14 protein-coding genes and 1 pseudogene are annotated in these 16,766 nt (G+C 62.8%); 6 read left to right on the forward strand and 9 right to left on the reverse strand.

All coding sequences use genetic code 11. The annotated features are described in order from the left end of the window. The first annotated feature begins 152 nt into the window (after nucleotides 1-152). On the forward strand, nucleotides 153-1,385 hold the full coding sequence (locus tag ACYG9V_RS20635) for an outer membrane protein (RefSeq protein ID WP_460222008.1): 1,233 nt from the start codon (nucleotides 153-155) through the stop codon (nucleotides 1,383-1,385). Between the two features lie 379 nt (nucleotides 1,386-1,764). Here the strand turns inward: ACYG9V_RS20635 and ACYG9V_RS20640 are convergent, their stop codons facing one another. The 6 genes and pseudogenes from ACYG9V_RS20640 to ACYG9V_RS20665 form a co-directional block, all read right to left on the reverse strand. After that, a complete protein-coding gene (locus tag ACYG9V_RS20640) occupies nucleotides 1,765-2,232 on the reverse strand; it encodes a DUF1203 domain-containing protein (protein WP_023824955.1) in 468 nt (155 codons plus the stop codon). A gap of 134 nt (nucleotides 2,233-2,366) precedes the next feature. After that, nucleotides 2,367-2,471 (reverse strand): annotated as a pseudogene (locus ACYG9V_RS20645) (OmpA family protein); the annotation flags it as partial. Between the two features lie 19 nt (nucleotides 2,472-2,490). After that, entirely contained in the window at nucleotides 2,491-3,054 is a 564-nt protein-coding gene (locus ACYG9V_RS20650; protein WP_023682574.1) for a GNAT family N-acetyltransferase, read from the reverse strand. Between the two features lie 5 nt (nucleotides 3,055-3,059). Further along, a complete protein-coding gene (sseA, locus tag ACYG9V_RS20655) occupies nucleotides 3,060-3,911 on the reverse strand; it encodes a 3-mercaptopyruvate sulfurtransferase (protein WP_023691267.1) in 852 nt (283 codons plus the stop codon). Nucleotides 3,912-4,006: 95 nt separating this feature from the next. After that, nucleotides 4,007-4,750: an alanyl-tRNA editing protein gene (locus ACYG9V_RS20660; protein ID WP_023824959.1), complete on the reverse strand. Its 744-nt coding sequence runs from the start codon at nucleotides 4,748-4,750 to the stop codon at nucleotides 4,007-4,009. Next, nucleotides 4,750-5,784, reverse strand: a complete 1,035-nt coding sequence (locus ACYG9V_RS20665; RefSeq protein WP_023682581.1) for a cysteine synthase A — start codon at nucleotides 5,782-5,784, stop codon at nucleotides 4,750-4,752. The genes ACYG9V_RS20660 and ACYG9V_RS20665 overlap by 1 nt, the downstream gene beginning before the upstream one ends. A gap of 214 nt (nucleotides 5,785-5,998) precedes the next feature. Between ACYG9V_RS20665 and ACYG9V_RS20670 the strand changes: the two genes are divergently transcribed. After that, nucleotides 5,999-6,820 carry an SDR family oxidoreductase gene (locus ACYG9V_RS20670; RefSeq protein WP_023736675.1) on the forward strand — a complete coding sequence of 274 codons (822 nt, stop codon included), beginning with the start codon at nucleotides 5,999-6,001 and terminating at the stop codon, nucleotides 6,818-6,820. Between the two features lie 69 nt (nucleotides 6,821-6,889). Next, the gene (locus ACYG9V_RS20675; RefSeq protein ID WP_023824960.1) at nucleotides 6,890-7,870 is read left to right on the forward strand and encodes an alpha/beta hydrolase; all 981 of its coding nucleotides are present in this window, start codon (nucleotides 6,890-6,892) and stop codon (nucleotides 7,868-7,870) included. A 94-nt stretch (nucleotides 7,871-7,964) separates the two neighbouring features. On the opposite strand, the gene ACYG9V_RS20680 is transcribed toward ACYG9V_RS20675, so the two are convergent. Then, entirely contained in the window at nucleotides 7,965-9,401 is a 1,437-nt protein-coding gene (locus ACYG9V_RS20680; protein WP_023698795.1) for a DEAD/DEAH box helicase, read from the reverse strand. A gap of 407 nt (nucleotides 9,402-9,808) precedes the next feature. Between ACYG9V_RS20680 and ACYG9V_RS20685 the strand changes: the two genes are divergently transcribed. Next, nucleotides 9,809-11,341, forward strand: coding sequence for an acyl-CoA carboxylase subunit beta (locus ACYG9V_RS20685; RefSeq protein ID WP_023682585.1), 1,533 nt, complete (start codon nucleotides 9,809-9,811; stop codon nucleotides 11,339-11,341). A 6-nt stretch (nucleotides 11,342-11,347) separates the two neighbouring features. Further along, nucleotides 11,348-12,418: a M48 family metallopeptidase gene (locus ACYG9V_RS20690; protein WP_352763319.1), complete on the forward strand. Its 1,071-nt coding sequence runs from the start codon at nucleotides 11,348-11,350 to the stop codon at nucleotides 12,416-12,418. A gap of 25 nt (nucleotides 12,419-12,443) precedes the next feature. Here ACYG9V_RS20690 and ACYG9V_RS20695 read toward each other — a convergent pair whose 3' ends face one another. Together ACYG9V_RS20695 and ACYG9V_RS20700 are read right to left on the reverse strand one after the other, a co-directional pair. After that, nucleotides 12,444-14,444 carry a hypothetical protein gene (locus ACYG9V_RS20695; protein ID WP_352763317.1) on the reverse strand — a complete coding sequence of 667 codons (2,001 nt, stop codon included), beginning with the start codon at nucleotides 14,442-14,444 and terminating at the stop codon, nucleotides 12,444-12,446. Beyond that, complete coding sequence (locus tag ACYG9V_RS20700) at nucleotides 14,441-15,994, reverse strand: NAD(P)H-hydrate dehydratase (protein WP_352511948.1); 1,554 nt, start codon at nucleotides 15,992-15,994, stop codon at nucleotides 14,441-14,443. Before ACYG9V_RS20700 ends, ACYG9V_RS20695 begins: the two co-directional genes overlap by 4 nt. Before the next feature lie 377 nt (nucleotides 15,995-16,371). On the opposite strand from ACYG9V_RS20700, the gene ACYG9V_RS20705 reads away from it, so the two are divergent. Continuing rightward, complete coding sequence (locus ACYG9V_RS20705) at nucleotides 16,372-16,710, forward strand: P-II family nitrogen regulator (protein WP_006205430.1); 339 nt, start codon at nucleotides 16,372-16,374, stop codon at nucleotides 16,708-16,710. The last annotated feature ends 56 nt before the right edge of the window (nucleotides 16,711-16,766 follow it).

Consider the following 16,766-nt stretch of genomic DNA (forward strand, 5'->3'; position numbering starts at 1 on the left):
CGGCTTGGCGGTGCTTTTGCCTGCCGATGTGGCATTTTTGTCATTCCAATATTGGCGAGCGTCCTGTTAGAACACGGACGGGTTTGTTCTTATGCTAAGGGGCTAAAATGTTCATCTCTGCTAAATCCGTTCTTCTCGGGGCCGTTTCGGCAATGGCTTTGATATCGGTAGCGCATGCCGCCGATGTTGTGCAGCCAGTGGAAGAACCTGCCGGTTTCAACTGGAGCGGCGCCTATGTCGGCATCGGCGGCGGCTTCGGCGCCACCGTGCACCGCATCAGCGTCGACCCGTTTCTCGACTTCAATGGCATCGGCGGCAACGGCGTGTTTGGCGAAATCACCGCCGGCTACGACTACATGGTCTCTGAACGCTTCCTGCTCGGCGGCTTCATCGACGCCAACATCGGGAATATCGGTCCGTCGATCAGCCTTCCGGGCGCTGATATCGACCTGACGAACGCTTATGGCTTCGACGTCGGCTTGCGCGCCGGCTATCTCCTGAACCCCGATACGCTCGGCTATGTGCTCGGCGGCTACACTTGGAACCATTTCAAGCTCGAGGGTTCGGGCTTTGCCGACGGTCTTGATTTCACGGAGAACCGTGGCGGCTATGTCGTCGGCGTTGGCATGGAAACCGTGCTGCGCGGCAACTGGACGATTAAGACCGAGTACCGCTACGCCAACTATGGCGACAACTCGGTGGCTGACCTCGGCATTATCGGCGGCCCGGGAACCTCTCTGGATGTCGAGCCGTCCAGCCACACCTTCCACATCGCGGCCAACTACCGCTTCGGCGCCCAGAATGGCGGCGGTGCCTCGTTTGCTGCTCCGACCTACAACTGGACCGGCTTCTATGTCGGCGGCGCGCTTGGCGCCGGCACCGTGGTGCATGACCTGACGCTCGCCAGCGCCCTCGAATTGGATGGCATCGGCGGCGAAGGCGTGTTCGGCGAGGCGAGCATCGGTTACGACCATGATTTCGGCGGCTGGGTCGCCGGCGTTCTGGTCGACGCCCGCTATTCCGGCATACGCTCGAAGTTGGACATTCCGGGTGGGTCGATCAAAGGCGATGCCGACTATGGCTTCGATGCCCTGGCCCGCATCGGCGCCAAGGTCAACGAATCGACGCTGGCCTATGTCCTCGGTGGCTACAGCTGGCAGCATTTCGACCTGCATGCTTCGCCTGGCGGCGACATCACCGACTGGGGCTCAAGCGGCTTCTCGGTCGGCGGCGGCCTGGAAACGGCCGTCTCCAGCAACATGACGCTTGGTCTCGAATACCGCTATTCGCAGTATGAGAAAGAGGATTTCGGTTCGGGCGGCTTCCTGACCGACGAGCCTTCCTTCCAGACCGTTCGCCTCGGCGCGAAGTATAAATTCAACTAAAGCCGCTCCGGCAACGGTCGAAGCCCGTCGGTCAATTCCGGCGGGCTTTTTCTTTGCGCAAAACCTGACATCGGCATTGAACAGGCCGGCGGACAACAAAAAGCGGAGCCAAAGCCCCGCTTCCTCGGTTGTCGAGATCCCCGCCGGTTCATCCGCGGTCGGCAAATCCATCGACACTCGTCTTTTAATGGACGCGACGGGAGTGCGACAGCTCACCGGCAATCGGCGCGCCACCACGCCGGCGACGATCGCGGCGCTTATGTGAAGTGCTTCACATCAGCCATTCGAAAAACATGCGCAGACAGGGATGCCAACTTGACTGATCGAGCCGTCACACGGTTCCCAACTGCCCGCCAGACCACCGGCGGGCATCTTTTTGTCAGAAACGCTCGATGCGGCACTGATAACAATTGTTGCGCGCCGAGCGGACGTGGACATAGGCGATGTCGTCGCGCTCAAACAGCGTCTCTGCCCGCGCCGCAATGCCGCCAGTCGGAATGACGCCGCCGCTGCCATAGACGATGCGGTCGTCCGCACCATAGCCGCGCACGATATAGTCGCTGCTCTCAAGGATCTCTGGAAGCGCTTCCGTCTCGGCTGCGCGTTCGCATTCCTGCGCATGCAGGAAGATCGGCCCTGTCTCGGCGTAAGGCTGCAACGCCGGAAACGGCCGATAGGCCATGATCAGATAGCCATCGCCTTCGGCGACGTTTCTCAGGCAATGCCGGCACGGCACGCCGTCGCCATCGGAAACCTTCCGCTCCGGCGTTTGGCCATAGGCGTCCGCCCCGCCGCGCTGCAGCGCTCTCACATCTTCAGTCGGCAAGGCTTTGAACTGGACGGTCATGGCTAAATCTCCGGTGTGGTTGACCGGAAATTATGCCCCCGCCGAGGTGCTTCCCACCCGATTCCTGTCAACTGTCAGCAGCCCGGCCAGTCTCAGGCCGGACTGCTTCGGCATTGGGCAGGTCCCGCGCCGGCTCAGCGGATGAAATCGTCGAAGCGGCGCAGCGTCACCCGGCGGCTGCGCCAGTTCTCGTCCTGAGTCCGCACGAGCAGGAATTCCTCGCCATGAACGGTCGGTTCGGCCTTCAATCGGAGAAAGTCACGGCCGCATGACGCTGGCCGAGCGCTCGGCGAACGACAGCGGATGCACGGTCTCCTTCTTTTGCGCCACCGGCGCAAAACCGAGCTTCTGGTAGAGCGGCAAGGCAGCCGGATGGTCGAGCGTGCAGGTCTGCACCGTCACCCGTTTCGGCCCATACGACCATGCTGCGGCGATCGCCGCACCGAGGAACCAACGGCCAATGCCTTGCCCGGTCGCATGTTCCATCATGCCGAAATAAGCGAGTTCGACTTCCTCTGGCAAATGCGGCTTGAGGTCGAAGAACCCGGCCGGCGCGCCGTCGAGATAAAGCACCCTGATGTCGCGGTCCTCGCGGTGGATGCCGGCGGCAAGCTCGTCATCGTCCAGCCTCAGCACATTGACCCAGTGCCATTTGCGTCCGACCCGATCCATCAGATAGCGGTAGAAATGCAGCGGAATGTCCTTGGTCCTGAGCAGCGCGATCTGCCTGTTGTAGGGCAACGGCGGCGAATAGGCCGGCGGCACATGCATTTCCAGAAACGTGACCGTAACCTCGATGTCGTCCAGCGCGCCATTTTCCATCGCCATCATTCCTTGCCCGTCACCACGGGCGTGTCTGCCAGCCCGCCCCATTCCGTCCATGAGCCGTCGTAGAGCCGGTTGTCGGTGTGGCCGAGCGTCTCCAGCGCCAGAGTGACGACAGCCGCCGTGATGCCGGAACCGCAAGAGGTGACGACCGGTTTCGACAGATCGATACCGGCATCCTCAACGGCCTTGCGCAACTGGTCCTTCGACAACAGCGCGCCGTCCTGTGACAGCGCCGAATAAGGCAAATTGTGCGCGCCGGGCATGTGGCCGGAGCGAACACCCGCGCGGGGCTCTGGCTCGGCGCCGGTGAAGCGGCCCGCGCCTCGGGCGTCCGCAATCTGGCTCTCGCCAGTCTCGACGATGCGGCGCATGTCGGCAAGGCTGGCGACGCGAGCGGCATCGAAATCGGCATGAAACACATTCGGCGCGATCTTGGTCGGCTCCGCCGTCACCGGCCGGCCCGCCGCCTTCCAGCGGTCGAAGCCGCCGTCGAGCACATAGACCTGGAACACGCCCATGACGCGGAACATCCACCAGGCGCGCGGCGCCGAGAAGAAACCCGGACCGTCATAGACGACAATGGTGTCGTCGGCCGAAATTCCCATGGCGCCGACATATTGCGCGAAATGCTGTGGCGAGGGCAGCGTGTGCGGCAGCTTGGCATCAGGATCGGAGGCCGCATCATGATCGAAGAATCGCGCGCCCGGAATATGCGCAGCCTCATACTCGGCGCGCGCATCGCGCTTCTGCGCCGGCAGATACCAGGATGCATCGACGATCGTCAGGCCGGGCTCGCCAAGACGGCTCTGCAACCAGTCCGCATCGACGGTGAAAGGGCTGTCATCGGCCATTGTTCTTCTCCTGCTCCGCCTTGGCGAGGCATTGCTTCCTGTTGACCATGATCGTCCCCGAAAACCGGCTTCCACTTTTCGGGATCATGGTTCGTTCAAGCTACCGGCGGCGGTCCGAAGCGAATGCGAAAACGCCGGTTTTCGCGGCCCTTCTTCTCGATCTTGCCGATATGGATTTCACCGACTTCGCCGGTGCTTTTGACATGGGTGCCGCCGCAGGGCTGGCTGTCGATCGAAGCGTTGTCGCCGATGCAGACCAGGCGGATCTTGCCGGTGCCTGCGGGCGGCCGGACATTCTTGGATTTCACCAGGCCAGGATTGGCTGCCAGTTCCTCGTCGGTGATCAGCCTGATGAAGATCGGATGATCGGCTCGCACCAGCTCCATCAGCCCGGCGGTGACGTCTTCCCTGGTGAAGCCGGCATCGGGAGCGTCGAAGTCGACCCGGCTGTCATCTTCGGAAACCGCAGCACCGGTAATCGGAAACGGACAGACTACGGTGAGCAAATGGCAAGCTGCGTGCATGCGCATCAGGAGATGCCGCCGCTCCCAGTCGATGGCGAGTTTCACCCGCTCGCCGACCTCGGGTGCCGGCTGCTCCGGCGCCGGTACATGGATGATCTCGTCCTTGGTCTCGCCGGTGATGGTGGCGGCAATGGCGATGCGGCTGCCGTCGGCGCGCTCTAATGTGCCGGTATCGCCAGGCTGGCCGCCCGATGTGGCATAGAAGATGGTCCGGTCGAGAATGATGCCGCCGCGCTCGTTGATGGTGACAACGGTGGCGTCAGCCGCTCTGAGATAGGCGTCGTCGCGAAACAGCGCTTCTGTTCTGTGCGCCATCAGGCGACCTTCTCATACGGCACCGAAATTGTGCTGCGCTCATCCATCCAGCCCGGCACCGGCAGGTTCTTATCCCGCAGGAATTCCGGGTTGAACAGCTTCGACTGGTAGCGCGTGCCATAGTCGGCAAGGATGGTCACGATGGTGTGGCCGGGGCCAAGCTCGCGCGCCAGCCGGATCGCGCCGGCAATGTTGATGCCGGTCGAACCGCCGACGCACAGGCCTTCTTCCTGGATCAGGTCGAAGACGATCGGCAGCGCTTCCTCGTCCGGCACCTGGAACGAGAAGTCCGGCGTGAACCCATCGAGATTTGCCGTGATGCGCCCCTGCCCTATCCCTTCGGTGATCGAGCTGCCGTCGGACTTCAATTCGCCACTGGTGTAGAAGGAATAGAGCGCCGCACCCAGCGGATCGGCGAGTGCGATCTTGACGTTGCTGCTCCTGGCCTTCAGCCCGAAGGCGACGCCGGCCAGCGTTCCGCCCGAACCCACCGCCGAGACGAAACCGTCGACCTTGCCGCCGGTCTGCGTCCAGATTTCTTCCGCCGTGGTGCGGATATGGCCGTCGCGATTGGCAACGTTGTCGAACTGGTTGGCCCAGATCGCGCCGTTCGGCTCCGACCTCGCCATCTGCTCGGCCAACCGCCCCGACAGTTTCACGTAATTGTTGGGGTTCTTGTAAGGCACCGCCGGCACTTCGATCAGCTCGGCGCCAAGCAGCTTGATCGTGTCCTTCTTTTCCTGGCTCTGGGTGTCGGGAATGACGATCACTGTGCGATAGCCCAGCGCCTTGGCGACCAGCGTCAGGCCGATGCCGGTATTGCCTGCCGTGCCCTCGACGATGACGCCGCCCGGCTTCAACAGCCCGCGCTGTTCGGCGTCGCGGATGATGAACAGGCCGGCGCGATCCTTGACCGACTGGCCGGGGTTCATGAACTCGGCCTTGCCCAGGATCTCGCAGCCGGTCTGCTCCGAGGCCTTGTTGAGGCGGATCAGGGGCGTGTTGCCGATCGCTTCGATCACAGAACGGGGCATCCGGGATTCCTTATGTAGCTGCGGCGAGACCCTAGAAACCCGAAGCTTGCGTTTCAAGGCAAGAATTCGCCTGGTCCAGTCGCATTTCGGGCACTGCAATCTCCCGCGGCCGGACAACGCGCGATGACGATCATTTCAACCAGTACGGAAAAGCGCTCTTTTCATTCGATTTTTTCACCGCTAGAGCACTAATGACAGATCGGCAGGGCGCAGAATGACACTTTACCGGGCCAACCCGAAGCACGGCGTCGCCTGGATAACCGGCGGCAGCAGCGGCATCGGCCGTGCGCTGGCAAAGGACCTCGCGGCAAAGGGCTTTGTCGTCGCGGTCACCGCACTCGACGGCGACCCACTCGACGCGCTCATCGTCGAGACGGCGCAGATGCCGGGACGTGTCGTGGCCTACCCTTGCGACGTCATCGATGAGCCGCGCATGGCAAGCACGGTGGCAGCGATTGAAAAGGAGCTCGGGCCGATCGTGCTCGCCGTCTTCAACGCCGGCAACTACATCGCCACGCCCGGCGAAGACCTCAGGGTCCGCGACTTTCGCCAGACCTTCGAGGTCAACTATTTCGGTATCATCAATGGCCTCGTCCCGCTCATGGAGCGCATGCGCATCCGTGCGCGCGGCCATATCGTGCTTGTCGGGTCGGTCACCGCCTATTTCGGCTGGCCGACCACGGCGGCCTATGGCGGCTCGAAGGCGGCGATCAACATCTTGGCCGAGTCGCTGAAATACGATTTCGACAAGATGAATGTACGCATCCAGGTGATGAATCCGGGCTTCATCGACACGCCGCTGACCGAAAAGAACATGCTGCCGATGCCGGGACTGATGCCGGTCAACCGCGCGTCGCGCCGCATGCTGCGCGGCATCGAGCATGGCGGCTTCGAGGTCACCTTCCCTCACCGGCTGAGCTGGGGGCTGAAGCTGCTGGCACTGCTGCCAAGGCCAGTCTGCCGGTGGTTCATCAGCACGGCGACCCGCTGGACAGGGCGGCCGCTGAATTTCGACCGCAAGCCGCCGAACGAATAGCTGTCCACAGCCCGGCTGTTGCCTGACTGCACCGGCCGCCATAGCTTTAGAATTGTCGTGGAGTCTGAGATGGGGCGGCGGATCGTGCTTGCGGTGCTGGGCGTCGTCATCATCCTTGTCCTGGCCTTCCTGCTTGGTCCGCGCGTTCCCGTCGACACAACCATCAGATTCGACCCCAAGGTGATCGGCGACGATCCGCAAGCGTATATCGCGCGCGAAGAGGCTGCCGTGCCCAACGTCCGCGACGCGCTCGAGAAAGAAATCATCTGGGCCGATCCGATGGTTCACGCCAGGACGCCATTGGCGATCGTCTATATCCATGGCTTTTCGGCATCGAAGGGCGAGGTTCGCCCGCTGGCCGACGAGGTCGCCGACCAACTCGACGCCAACCTTTTCTACACCCGCCTCACCGGTCATGGGCAGGACGGCGCCTCGATGGCGCAAGGCAGCGTCAATGCCTGGATCAACGACTATGAGGAGGCGCTCGCCATCGGCCGGGCCATCGGCGACAAGGTGATCGTCATCGGCACCTCGACCGGTGGATCGCTGGCGGCATGGGCGGCGACTGAGCCTGGCGCATCGGACGGCGTCGCTGCAATCGCATTCATCTCGCCGAATTTCGGCATCAGGGCTTCAGGCGCCGAGCTGCTGACCCTGCCCTGGGGCAGGCAGATCGCCGAGTTCGTCGGCGGCAAGGAGCGCAGCTTTCCGACCCGCAATGCGCTGCACGAGAAACTCTGGACGCACACATATCCAATGGCAGCCGTGCTGCCGATGGCGGCGCTGACCAACCTTGCCTACGCAGCGCCTGTGGAGAAGGCAACCATACCGGCGCTGTTCATCTTCTCGGATTCCGACAAGGTGGTGCGCCAGGATCGCACCCGCGAAATCGCCGGCCGCTGGGGCGCACCGCATGAACTGGTGCCCGTCGACGACAATGGCGATCCCGACAACCACGTCATTGCCGGCGACGCGCTGTCGCCCTCGACCACGGCATTCCTGGCGCAGCGGATCGTCGTGTGGGTTCAGGCAATTACCGGGCAGCCCTAAACGAAAAAGGACGGCCGAAGCATTGCCCCGGCCGTCCTCATATTCAATCGTCAGCAATCAAGCCAGGCTCGACGAGCCTGACCGGTTCGTCTGATCAGGCAGCCCGCGCCGCGGGCCGCTTGCCGCCGAAGCGGCGCTTGTTGTTGCCCTTGAAGGCCTTGGCGCCTTCCGGCTTGCGCTCGCTTGCACCCGCAAAGGCCGGCTTGTCACCAAAACGCTTCTTGGCGAAGCCGTTGTTCTGGCCACCGGGCCGCCTGCCGTCGCGACGGCCATTGCGGTCGTTGCGATCGTTGGCGGGCTCGAAGCGCTCGTTCTTTTCGGCCGGATTGCGCACCGGATCCGGGCTGCCGAGATGGTCGGCAACGATCGGCAGCTTGCTGCGGATGATGCGCTCGACCTGACGCAGCTTGCTGTTTTCGGAAGGATCGCAAAGCGTGATGGCGATGCCGTCCATGCCGTTACGGCCGGTACGTCCGATGCGGTGGACATAGCTTTCGGCCTCATCCGGCAGGTCGAAATTCACCACATGGCTGATGCCGGGAACGTCGATGCCGCGCGCCGCGATGTCGGTCGCGACGAGAATGCGCACCGAACCCTCGCGGAAATCGTTGAGCGCCTTCTGGCGGGCGTTCTGCGACTTGTTGCCGTGGATGACGGCGGCCTTGAAGCCGTCGCGCTCGAGGTCCTTGGTCACCCGGTCGGCGCCATGCTTGGTGCGCGAGAAGATGATGACGGACTTCATTGCCTCGTCGGCGAGCATCGTCGACAGCACCTGGCGCTTCTGCTTGGTGCGGGCAAAGACGACGCCCTGCACGATCTCGGCGGCCGCGGTGCTCTGCGGCGCGACTTCGACGCGGATCGGGTTCTTCAACAGGCCCTTCGCCAGCTCGGCGATTTCGTTGGGCATGGTGGCCGAGAACAGCACCGTCTGACGGTCGGGCGCGGTCGCCTTGGCGATCCGCTTGACGTCGTTGATGAAGCCCATGTCGAGCATGCGGTCACCCTCGTCCAGCACCAGCCATTTGGTGTCGGAGAGAATGAGGTCGCCCTCGCGCACCAGGTCGGTCAGGCGGCCGGGCGTGGCGATCAGGATGTCGACGCCGGGCGCAACCTTCTTCACCTGGCTGAAGCGCGAGACGCCGCCAAGCACGAGAGCGGTCGAGACATGCGCGCCCTTGGCGAGGATCTTGATGGTGTCCTCGATCTGGACGGCGAGTTCGCGCGTCGGCGCCAGGATCAGCGCACGAGTGGTCTTGGCTCGGCGCTTGGTGCCGAGCGCGATGATCTTCGACAGGATCGGCAGCGCGAAGGCAGCGGTCTTGCCCGAGCCGGTCTGGGCGATGCCGAAGATATCACGGCCTTCCATCTGCGGCGGGATCGCCTGCGTCTGGATCGGCTTCGGCTCGGTGAAGCCGGCGCCATGCGTCGCCTTGAGCAGCGCGCCGGTAATTCCAAGAGCTGCGAAACCGGTGAGTTCCGTAGTGTTGCCGGCCGAGATTGCGTTACCGGCTGAGGTGTTTTCGTTGGTCAAAATAGTCTTCTTTCACGCGGTCTTGGCCGCAAACATCGATGGCGGCAGGGCGCAACCTGCCGTCGAAAAATTTGATATGAAACGACAAGGCGGGCGGACGGTAACGTCCACTCGGCTGCGCTGTCGTGCCCGCAGGCGTCATGCCACGGGGCTCTTTCGCCACTTCGTGATGTATCGGAAAGAGAGGCCGATATACCGGAAAGAGGGAAAACAGACGCAACCAGTCTCATTTGTCGAGAAGGCCGGAATCTCCGGCCCAAGCGCCTATGGGCTGCATATGGCTGAGTTCGCTCCGGAATGCAAGGGGCCACACGTTGCAGCGCAATAATCGAGGCCGAAAGCGGCGCTTGCACACGCCTGCAGGCATCATTACCACAAAGGCAGCTGCCATTTCTGGGGACCGAGCGATGAAGGACGTGCTGAAGGAACTTGAGCGCCGCCGCGAGATCGCCCGCATGGGCGGCGGCCAGGCCCGCATCGACGCCCAGCACAAGAAGGGCAAGCTCACCGCGCGCGAGCGCATCGATGTCTTTCTCGACGAAGGCTCGTTCGAGGAGTTCGACATGTATGTCGAGCATCGCTCGACCGACTTCGGCATGGAGAAAACCAAGATCGCCGGCGATGGTGTCGTCACCGGCTGGGGCACCGTCAATGGCCGTCCGGTCTATCTCTTCGCCAAGGATTTTACCGTCTTCGGCGGCTCGCTGTCGGAGGCTCACGCCGAAAAGGTCATCAAGGTGCAGGAGATGGCGCTGCGCAACCGCGCGCCGATCATCGGCATCTACGACGCCGGCGGCGCCCGCATCCAGGAAGGCGTGGCGGCGCTAGGCGGCTATGCCGAGATTTTTCAGCGCAACGTGCTCGCATCCGGCGTCATTCCTCAGATTTCCGTGATCATGGGCCCGTGCGCCGGCGGCGACGTCTATTCGCCGGCCATGACCGACTTCATCTTCATGGTCCGCGACACCTCTTACATGTTCGTCACCGGGCCGGATGTGGTCAAAACGGTCACCAACGAGACGGTGACGGCCGAGAGCCTTGGCGGCGCGTCCGTCCACACGACCAAATCGTCGATTGCCGACGGCGCCTACGACAATGACGTCGAGGCGCTGTTGCAGATGCGCCGGCTGGTAGACCTTTTGCCCGCGTCAAATACGTCGGAGCTTCCTGAGATCGAGTGCTACCAGTCGGTCACCGACCATGATCTGTCGCTCGACCGGCTGATCCCAGACAACGCCAACAAGCCTTACGACATCAAGGAGCTGATCCTCAAAGTTGCCGATGAAGGCGATTTCTTCGAGATCCAGCAGAACTTTGCCAAGAACATCGTCACCGGTTTCGGCCGCGTCGAAGGCCGCACCGTCGGCTTCGTCGCCAACCAGCCGATGGTGCTGGCCGGCGTGCTCGATTCCGACGCAAGCCGCAAGGCGGCGCGCTTCGTGCGCTTCTGCGACTGTTTTTCCATTCCCATCGTCACCTTCGTCGACGTACCCGGCTTCCTGCCCGGCACCGCGCAGGAATATGGCGGCCTGATCAAGCATGGCGCGAAACTCCTGTTTGCCTACGCCGAGGCGACCGTGCCGAAAATCACGGTCATCACCCGCAAAGCCTATGGCGGCGCCTATGACGTGATGGCCTCAAAGCACCTGCGCGGCGATATGAACTATGCCTGGCCGACGGCGCAGATCGCGGTGATGGGGGCGAGAGGCGCGGTCGAGATCATCTACCGCAAGGATATTGGCGACGCCGAAAAGATCGCAGCTCACACAAAGGCTTACGAGGACCGTTTCCTGTCGCCCTTCGTCGCCGCCGAACGCGGCTATGTCGACGAGGTGATCATGCCGCATTCGACCCGCCGCCGCATTGCCCGGGCACTGCGCATGCTGCGCAACAAGGACATGCAGAACCCTTGGAAGAAGCACGACAACATCCCGTTGTAACATCCAATGTCGCGACTGATCATCAGCGCCGGTCGGCGGTTTGGCAGGTTCACGGTCCTGTTTTTCGTTGTTCCCGCTCTCATCATCTTCTGCGTCTGGATGTCCCTGCTCGACAACCAACCAATCTGGTTTATCGCCAGCGGCTTCGTCGTCATGCCGATCGCCACCACGGCCTTGGCATTTCTGTTCGGCACATTGTTTGCGGGCTTCCGACGCAGCAAGATCAAAGGCGTCAGTGAAGCAGAAGCGCCCGGCCTGTGGGCGCTGTGGCGGAGCGTCGCCGGACCGCGCCGTGCTGCGCGCACGGTTGTCATACTAGAGGGCAACCTGAACGCCAGCGTGCGCGAAGAGCGCACGCTTCTCGGCCTTCTCGGCAATCGGCTGTTTCTAACCATTGGCATCCCTCTCCTCGCAGTGACCGATGAAAGAGCGCTTGCCGCGATCCTTGCCCATGAGGACGCGCATGTGCGCAACAAGGATACCAATGGCAGCCTCAATCTCGCTGAGTTCGAAAACGGTTTCGGATTTGTCTTCGAGTATGCCCCGCCCGGAACCACGATCACAGGCAGCCTGCTCCACGCCGCTATCGGCTGGCTGGCGCAATCGTTCGAGCGGGAAGAAATCCGGCTTTCGCGCGAAGCGGAGATCAAGGCAGATCGACACGCGGCATCCTCCGGCGACGCCGAGCACGCCGCACGCGCGCTGTTGCTTCTTGCCACGGCAGACGTGCATTTCACGGAGACGGTCTATGACCCTTTGCAGCATGAATTGCGAGGTGCTTTGCGTCCGCCGCGAGCGCCGCTCGAGCGCGTGCTGGAAGCTGCCGGCCAGCTGCGAGAACCCATTTGCCTCAATGTTTGCGCCCGCAAGGCGTGGGCAAGCCCGGATGACGCAAAGTCTACCCATCCATCATGGGCTCAACGGCTGGCGGCGCTTGGCTACACGGAGCCGCCCGACCTGGACCCGATCGCCGTGACCGCGCTCTCGACGCTGCTGAACTCGAGCGTAGCACAGCGGCATATTGCGGAATTCGACACCAAATGGACTGCGCGGATGGAAGACTATCTCCAGCGCTGAACTGGTGGTCGCCCAACTCGCAGGCTCACTCCTCTTCCGCCGCGCCGAACCCCGCATCCCTGGGGGCGCTGGTCGCGGTCGCCCAAGGCGTTGCGTGGTTGTCGATGCGCATCTGGAAGATGAAATAGGTCGGCGAGCAGTAGCCGATGCCTTTTACCTTGTCGGCGCCCGGCGTGTCCGGCGGCAGCGACTGGCACATATAATCCTCGCGGCAGAAATGATCGGCCGAACATGCGGGACGGTTGCCGCGGTTGACCGCGCCGCCGAGGCACTGGTCGAAATTGTTGGTGGCGACGCAGGTGTCGAATTTCTTGCCGCCGACCATGCCGCAAATTTCCGATGGCATCGGCTTGCCCGTCTTGAAGGCGGCGAAGCTGCGGTCCTTGTCGTCGCAGGCGCGATAAGCGATGCCTGCCGGTACGCCGATTTTCGGTGGCCGGCAGGTGTAGGCGGTCCGCGAAAGGGTCGGCGCAAAAGCGGCGAACTGGCCGGTGATCTTGTAGCGGTCGTTGAACGGCTGAGACGGGTTGCTGGAGATCGACCCGGTCAGGCAGGGATGGCCCGAAAACATCTTTGGACTGTCCTTGGGCAACAGACATTGCGCCAGCGTGGTGCGCACGCCTGAGGCCGTCGCCAGCGGCGTGCAGACGGTGCCGCCACCGCATTGCCAAGTCGCGCCGAAGCGTTTTGCATCATCCGGCATCAGGCACGGCATCGCGATCTCGGCCGGGGCGTAGCCGACATCGCCGGCATCGGTCCATGTCGCCGGCGGCGCGAAGGACAGCGGCCGGTAGCGGTTCGGCTCCTTGCCTTCTTCCGTCGCGCGCAGCCAGGCCTCACGTCGCGGAATCTCGGCATGGAGATGCGGCGAGATGCCGACCTCGATCCGGTTGAGAGGCGACGTCGTTTTGTCGTCGAGGCCGATGAAGTGAAAGCCGGCCGTCGAGCCTGCCTGGTGGCAGCCCTGGCAGGCGCCATTGTCCAGCCGCTCGACCAGCGCCTCCGGTGTCCGCACCAGTTTCAGCGCCGCATAGTCCAGGCCGGCGAAATCCGCTGGCTGGAACAGCGGCGTGAACGGATGGTTGGCCCGTCTCGCGCTGCCGAAGGTCGACCACGAGATGATTTTCTTCGCCAGGAATTCGTCGGGGATTTCGTAGACGCCGAGATCGACGGCCGCGACATTGGCGCTGACGTAGTCGGCGAGCCTTTTCTTGAGTGCAGCATTGTCCGAGAGCCGCGCAACGTCAGGCGTATTCTCCAGCGGCTTCTCGCTGATGGCAGCGCCATCGATGCCGAAGATCCGCATCAGATAGGCCGCCTGCCCGCCGAACTCGGTCTCCTGGCCCGAGGGAAAGCGCACCACTTGCGCGTTGAGTTCGAGCTGTTTGAAAGTCAGTTCCTCCGGTGCCAGCGGCCCGCCGACCAGCCAGCCGGCATCGACGTTTTCGTCGATCTGCGGTGTCCAGCGCCCGGCAACGCCGACGCAGCCGCCATCGGCATCCGGCGCCACGCTGTAGACGGCGTTGAAATTGAATGGCAGCCGCGATGCCAGAACCTTGCCGTTCTTGCGGAAACTGTAGGCCAGGCGATAGACAAAGCGCACCTCGCCACAGCTCTTGTCACCTTGCAGCGCGGTGAAGTCACGCCGGTCCAGCCGGTTGACGACGCCGACCAGGCGGAAGCGCGCGGCCTCGGTCTTCAGCCAGCGCATATCCATGATGCGGCCGACATTGCCGTCGGTCACCTCGTAGAGCGTGCGCCCGCCGGCCTTTATCTCGGCCCGCAGCGTGGCAATATCGGTCGCCACCATGTCGACGATTGCACGATAGGCCGGCGCCTCGCCGTAGAGCGACTTCAAATCGTCCTCGCCATCGACGGCGAAAACCCCGGCGAAACCAAAGCCCTTGGCATCGAGGGCGGCGAGCACCGCCGGATCGTCGACAATGGTCACCGGTTGCTCGGCGCGCACGGCATGCGATGCGAACAGCGCGATGATGGCCGCAACGACGAACGCGAAATGCTTCATCTGATCGCCACCTTCTGCCGTGCATCGACCAGTTCACGCAGCACCGGCACCAGGGCCAGCGGCAGATCCTCCGCGATCAATCCAGCACCGAAGCGGCTGCCGGCCTCGGCATGGATCCAGACAGCGGCGCAAGCTGCTTCGAAGGGCAACATGCCTTGCGCCAGCAGCGCGGCAATTATGCCGGCAAGCACGTCCCCTGACCCGGCGGTGGCCAGCCATGGCGCGCCATTGGCGTTGATCGCGGCGCGGCCGTCGGAAGCCGCGATGACGGTGTCGGCGCCCTTGTAGACCATGATGGCGTTGGCTCGTTCAGCGGCTGCGCGCGCCTTGGCGAGTTTCGACTGCTTCTTGTCCTTCGCGATGTCGGGAAAAAGTCTGGCGAATTCGCCTTCATGCGGCGTCAGCACCAATACCGGCGCCAACGGGAGCAGCGCGGCGTCGAACAGGGCCTGAGGCTGATGCGCCAATGACGTGATGGCGTCAGCATCCAAGACAATGGCAGGGCGCTGAATTCCGAATGAACTCGTCGACGTGCGGTTTAGGTCAGCGACCGTCGCGATCAATTGCAACGCGAAATCCCCCACTTTGGGTTTCGGCCCGAGCCCTGGTCCGAACACAAGTACTTCGGGGTGCCTCGCCGACAAAAATTCCTGCACTTCCTCCATCGAACCGGCCTCGCGCAGCATGATCGATGTCAGATGCGCGGCGTTTACCTGCATGGCATTTTCAGGCGAGAGCACGGTCACCGCCCCTGCCCCGGCTCTGGCTGCAGCCATCGCCGACAGCCGCGCCGCACCTGTCGCGCTCGGCCCGCCGGAAAAGACGCTGACGTGGCCGCGCTTATACTTATGTGTATCGACCGCCGTTTTCGGAAAACTGTATAGCCAAAAGTCAGGCGTGTTCTCGAACGTCTTGATCTTGAACTCATCGACGATCGCATCCGGAATGCCGATATCGGCGATGATGATCTCACCGCAGAGGCTGCGCCCCGGCATCAGCAGATGGCCGGGCTTTTTCCGCACGAACGTCACCGTCACGTCGGCCTTGAAATAAGCGTTGCTCAAGCCGGTCTCGCCCGACACACCAGAAGGCAGATCGATTGACACCACAGGCACGCGCTCCGCCGCGGCCAATCCTGAGACGGCAGAGGCATGCAGGGATATCTTCTTCGACAATCCCGCACCATAGAGCGCGTCCACGACGACTTCACCCGGTTCCGGGTAGCAGTGTCCGATGTGCTCGACCGGCAGATTGCAGGCCTCGGAAGCTCGCGCCGCATCACTCCCGGGCTTCTGCTTGCCTTCGGCCCAGAGCGCCACATTCACACCGGCCTCGGCCAGCAACCGCGCTACAACATAGCCGTCGCCGCCATTGTTGCCGGGGCCGCACAGCACGTGGACACGGCTCGCCGCGGGATAGCGCGCCAGCACGACAGCAGCGACCGCCTCGCCGGCACGCTGCATCAGGCCATAGCCGTCGAGCGGACCGGCTGCGATTGCCAGCCGGTCGGCCTCGCCCATCTCGGCCGGCGACAGGACTTCATTGCTCATGGATTGCCGATCCGCATTTCGCTCGACTTCTGTTTCGGTCGAGCATTGTCCAGTTTCGGGTTCGAAGCAAACGGCCAGGCGCTGCGTTGGCATGCGGCCAATCCTTTCGCAGACTGGCGCGCCGGATCCGCGCGGGCCTGCAAAATGCGCAATCTGCCTAATAATCGTGCAGACGCCCGAAGCGGCAATGTGTAGGCTTCGGGCAGCTTTGCCGCAGCCGAAGCAGAGGATGACGCGAATGTGCATCCCGGCGCGGCGCGGCATTGGAATTGCGCGAAACCGCTTCGCGTGGGCTGAAATTGGCACAGTTCGTGCTTGATGGAGGCGCAAGCGGGGCGCACAACCCGTTTTTTTTGGCAGTGGAGGCCACTTTTTACATGAAAAAGATCGAAGCGATCATCAAGCCGTTCAAGCTAGACGAAGTGAAGGAAGCGCTTCAGGAGGCCGGTCTGCAAGGCATTACCGTCACCGAGGCCAAGGGCTTTGGCCGCCAGAAAGGCCATACCGAACTCTATCGCGGCGCCGAATATGTCGTCGACTTCCTGCCCAAGGTGAAGATCGAAGTGGTGCTGGGCGACGACGCCGTCGAAGGCGCCATCGAAGCCATCCGCAAGGCGGCGCAGACCGGCCGCATCGGCGACGGCAAGATCTTCGTCTCCAACATCGAGGAGGTCGTTCGCATCCGTACCGGCGAAACGGGGATGGACGCCGTCTGAGCTTTCTGATTTCAGATTAACGTCTCCTCGAAACGTCATCACACAGGGAAGAAACG

It is taken from the genome of Mesorhizobium sp. W016 (genome assembly GCF_054719485.1).

What these genes read in the sequence shown, in the direction of transcription:
- ACYG9V_RS20670 (WP_023736675.1), top strand. Translation starts at nt 5,999, where the DNA reads ATGACACTTTACCGGGCCAACCCGAAGCACGGCGTCGCCTGGATAACC.
- ACYG9V_RS20690 (WP_352763319.1), top strand. Translation starts at nt 11,348, where the DNA reads ATGTCGCGACTGATCATCAGCGCCGGTCGGCGGTTTGGCAGGTTCACG.
- ACYG9V_RS20660 (WP_023824959.1), bottom strand. Translation starts at nt 4,750, where the DNA reads ATGGCGCACAGAACAGAAGCGCTGTTTCGCGACGACGCCTATCTCAGA.
- ACYG9V_RS20650 (WP_023682574.1), bottom strand. Translation starts at nt 3,054, where the DNA reads ATGGAAAATGGCGCGCTGGACGACATCGAGGTTACGGTCACGTTTCTG.
- ACYG9V_RS20685 (WP_023682585.1), top strand. Translation starts at nt 9,809, where the DNA reads ATGAAGGACGTGCTGAAGGAACTTGAGCGCCGCCGCGAGATCGCCCGC.
- ACYG9V_RS20705 (WP_006205430.1), top strand. Translation starts at nt 16,372, where the DNA reads ATGAAAAAGATCGAAGCGATCATCAAGCCGTTCAAGCTAGACGAAGTG.
- ACYG9V_RS20635 (WP_460222008.1), top strand. Translation starts at nt 153, where the DNA reads ATGGCTTTGATATCGGTAGCGCATGCCGCCGATGTTGTGCAGCCAGTG.
- sseA (WP_023691267.1), bottom strand. Translation starts at nt 3,911, where the DNA reads ATGGCCGATGACAGCCCTTTCACCGTCGATGCGGACTGGTTGCAGAGC.
- ACYG9V_RS20700 (WP_352511948.1), bottom strand. Translation starts at nt 15,994, where the DNA reads ATGAGCAATGAAGTCCTGTCGCCGGCCGAGATGGGCGAGGCCGACCGG.
- ACYG9V_RS20665 (WP_023682581.1), bottom strand. Translation starts at nt 5,784, where the DNA reads ATGCCCCGTTCTGTGATCGAAGCGATCGGCAACACGCCCCTGATCCGC.
- ACYG9V_RS20695 (WP_352763317.1), bottom strand. Translation starts at nt 14,444, where the DNA reads ATGAAGCATTTCGCGTTCGTCGTTGCGGCCATCATCGCGCTGTTCGCA.
- ACYG9V_RS20675 (WP_023824960.1), top strand. Translation starts at nt 6,890, where the DNA reads ATGGGGCGGCGGATCGTGCTTGCGGTGCTGGGCGTCGTCATCATCCTT.
- ACYG9V_RS20640 (WP_023824955.1), bottom strand. Translation starts at nt 2,232, where the DNA reads ATGACCGTCCAGTTCAAAGCCTTGCCGACTGAAGATGTGAGAGCGCTG.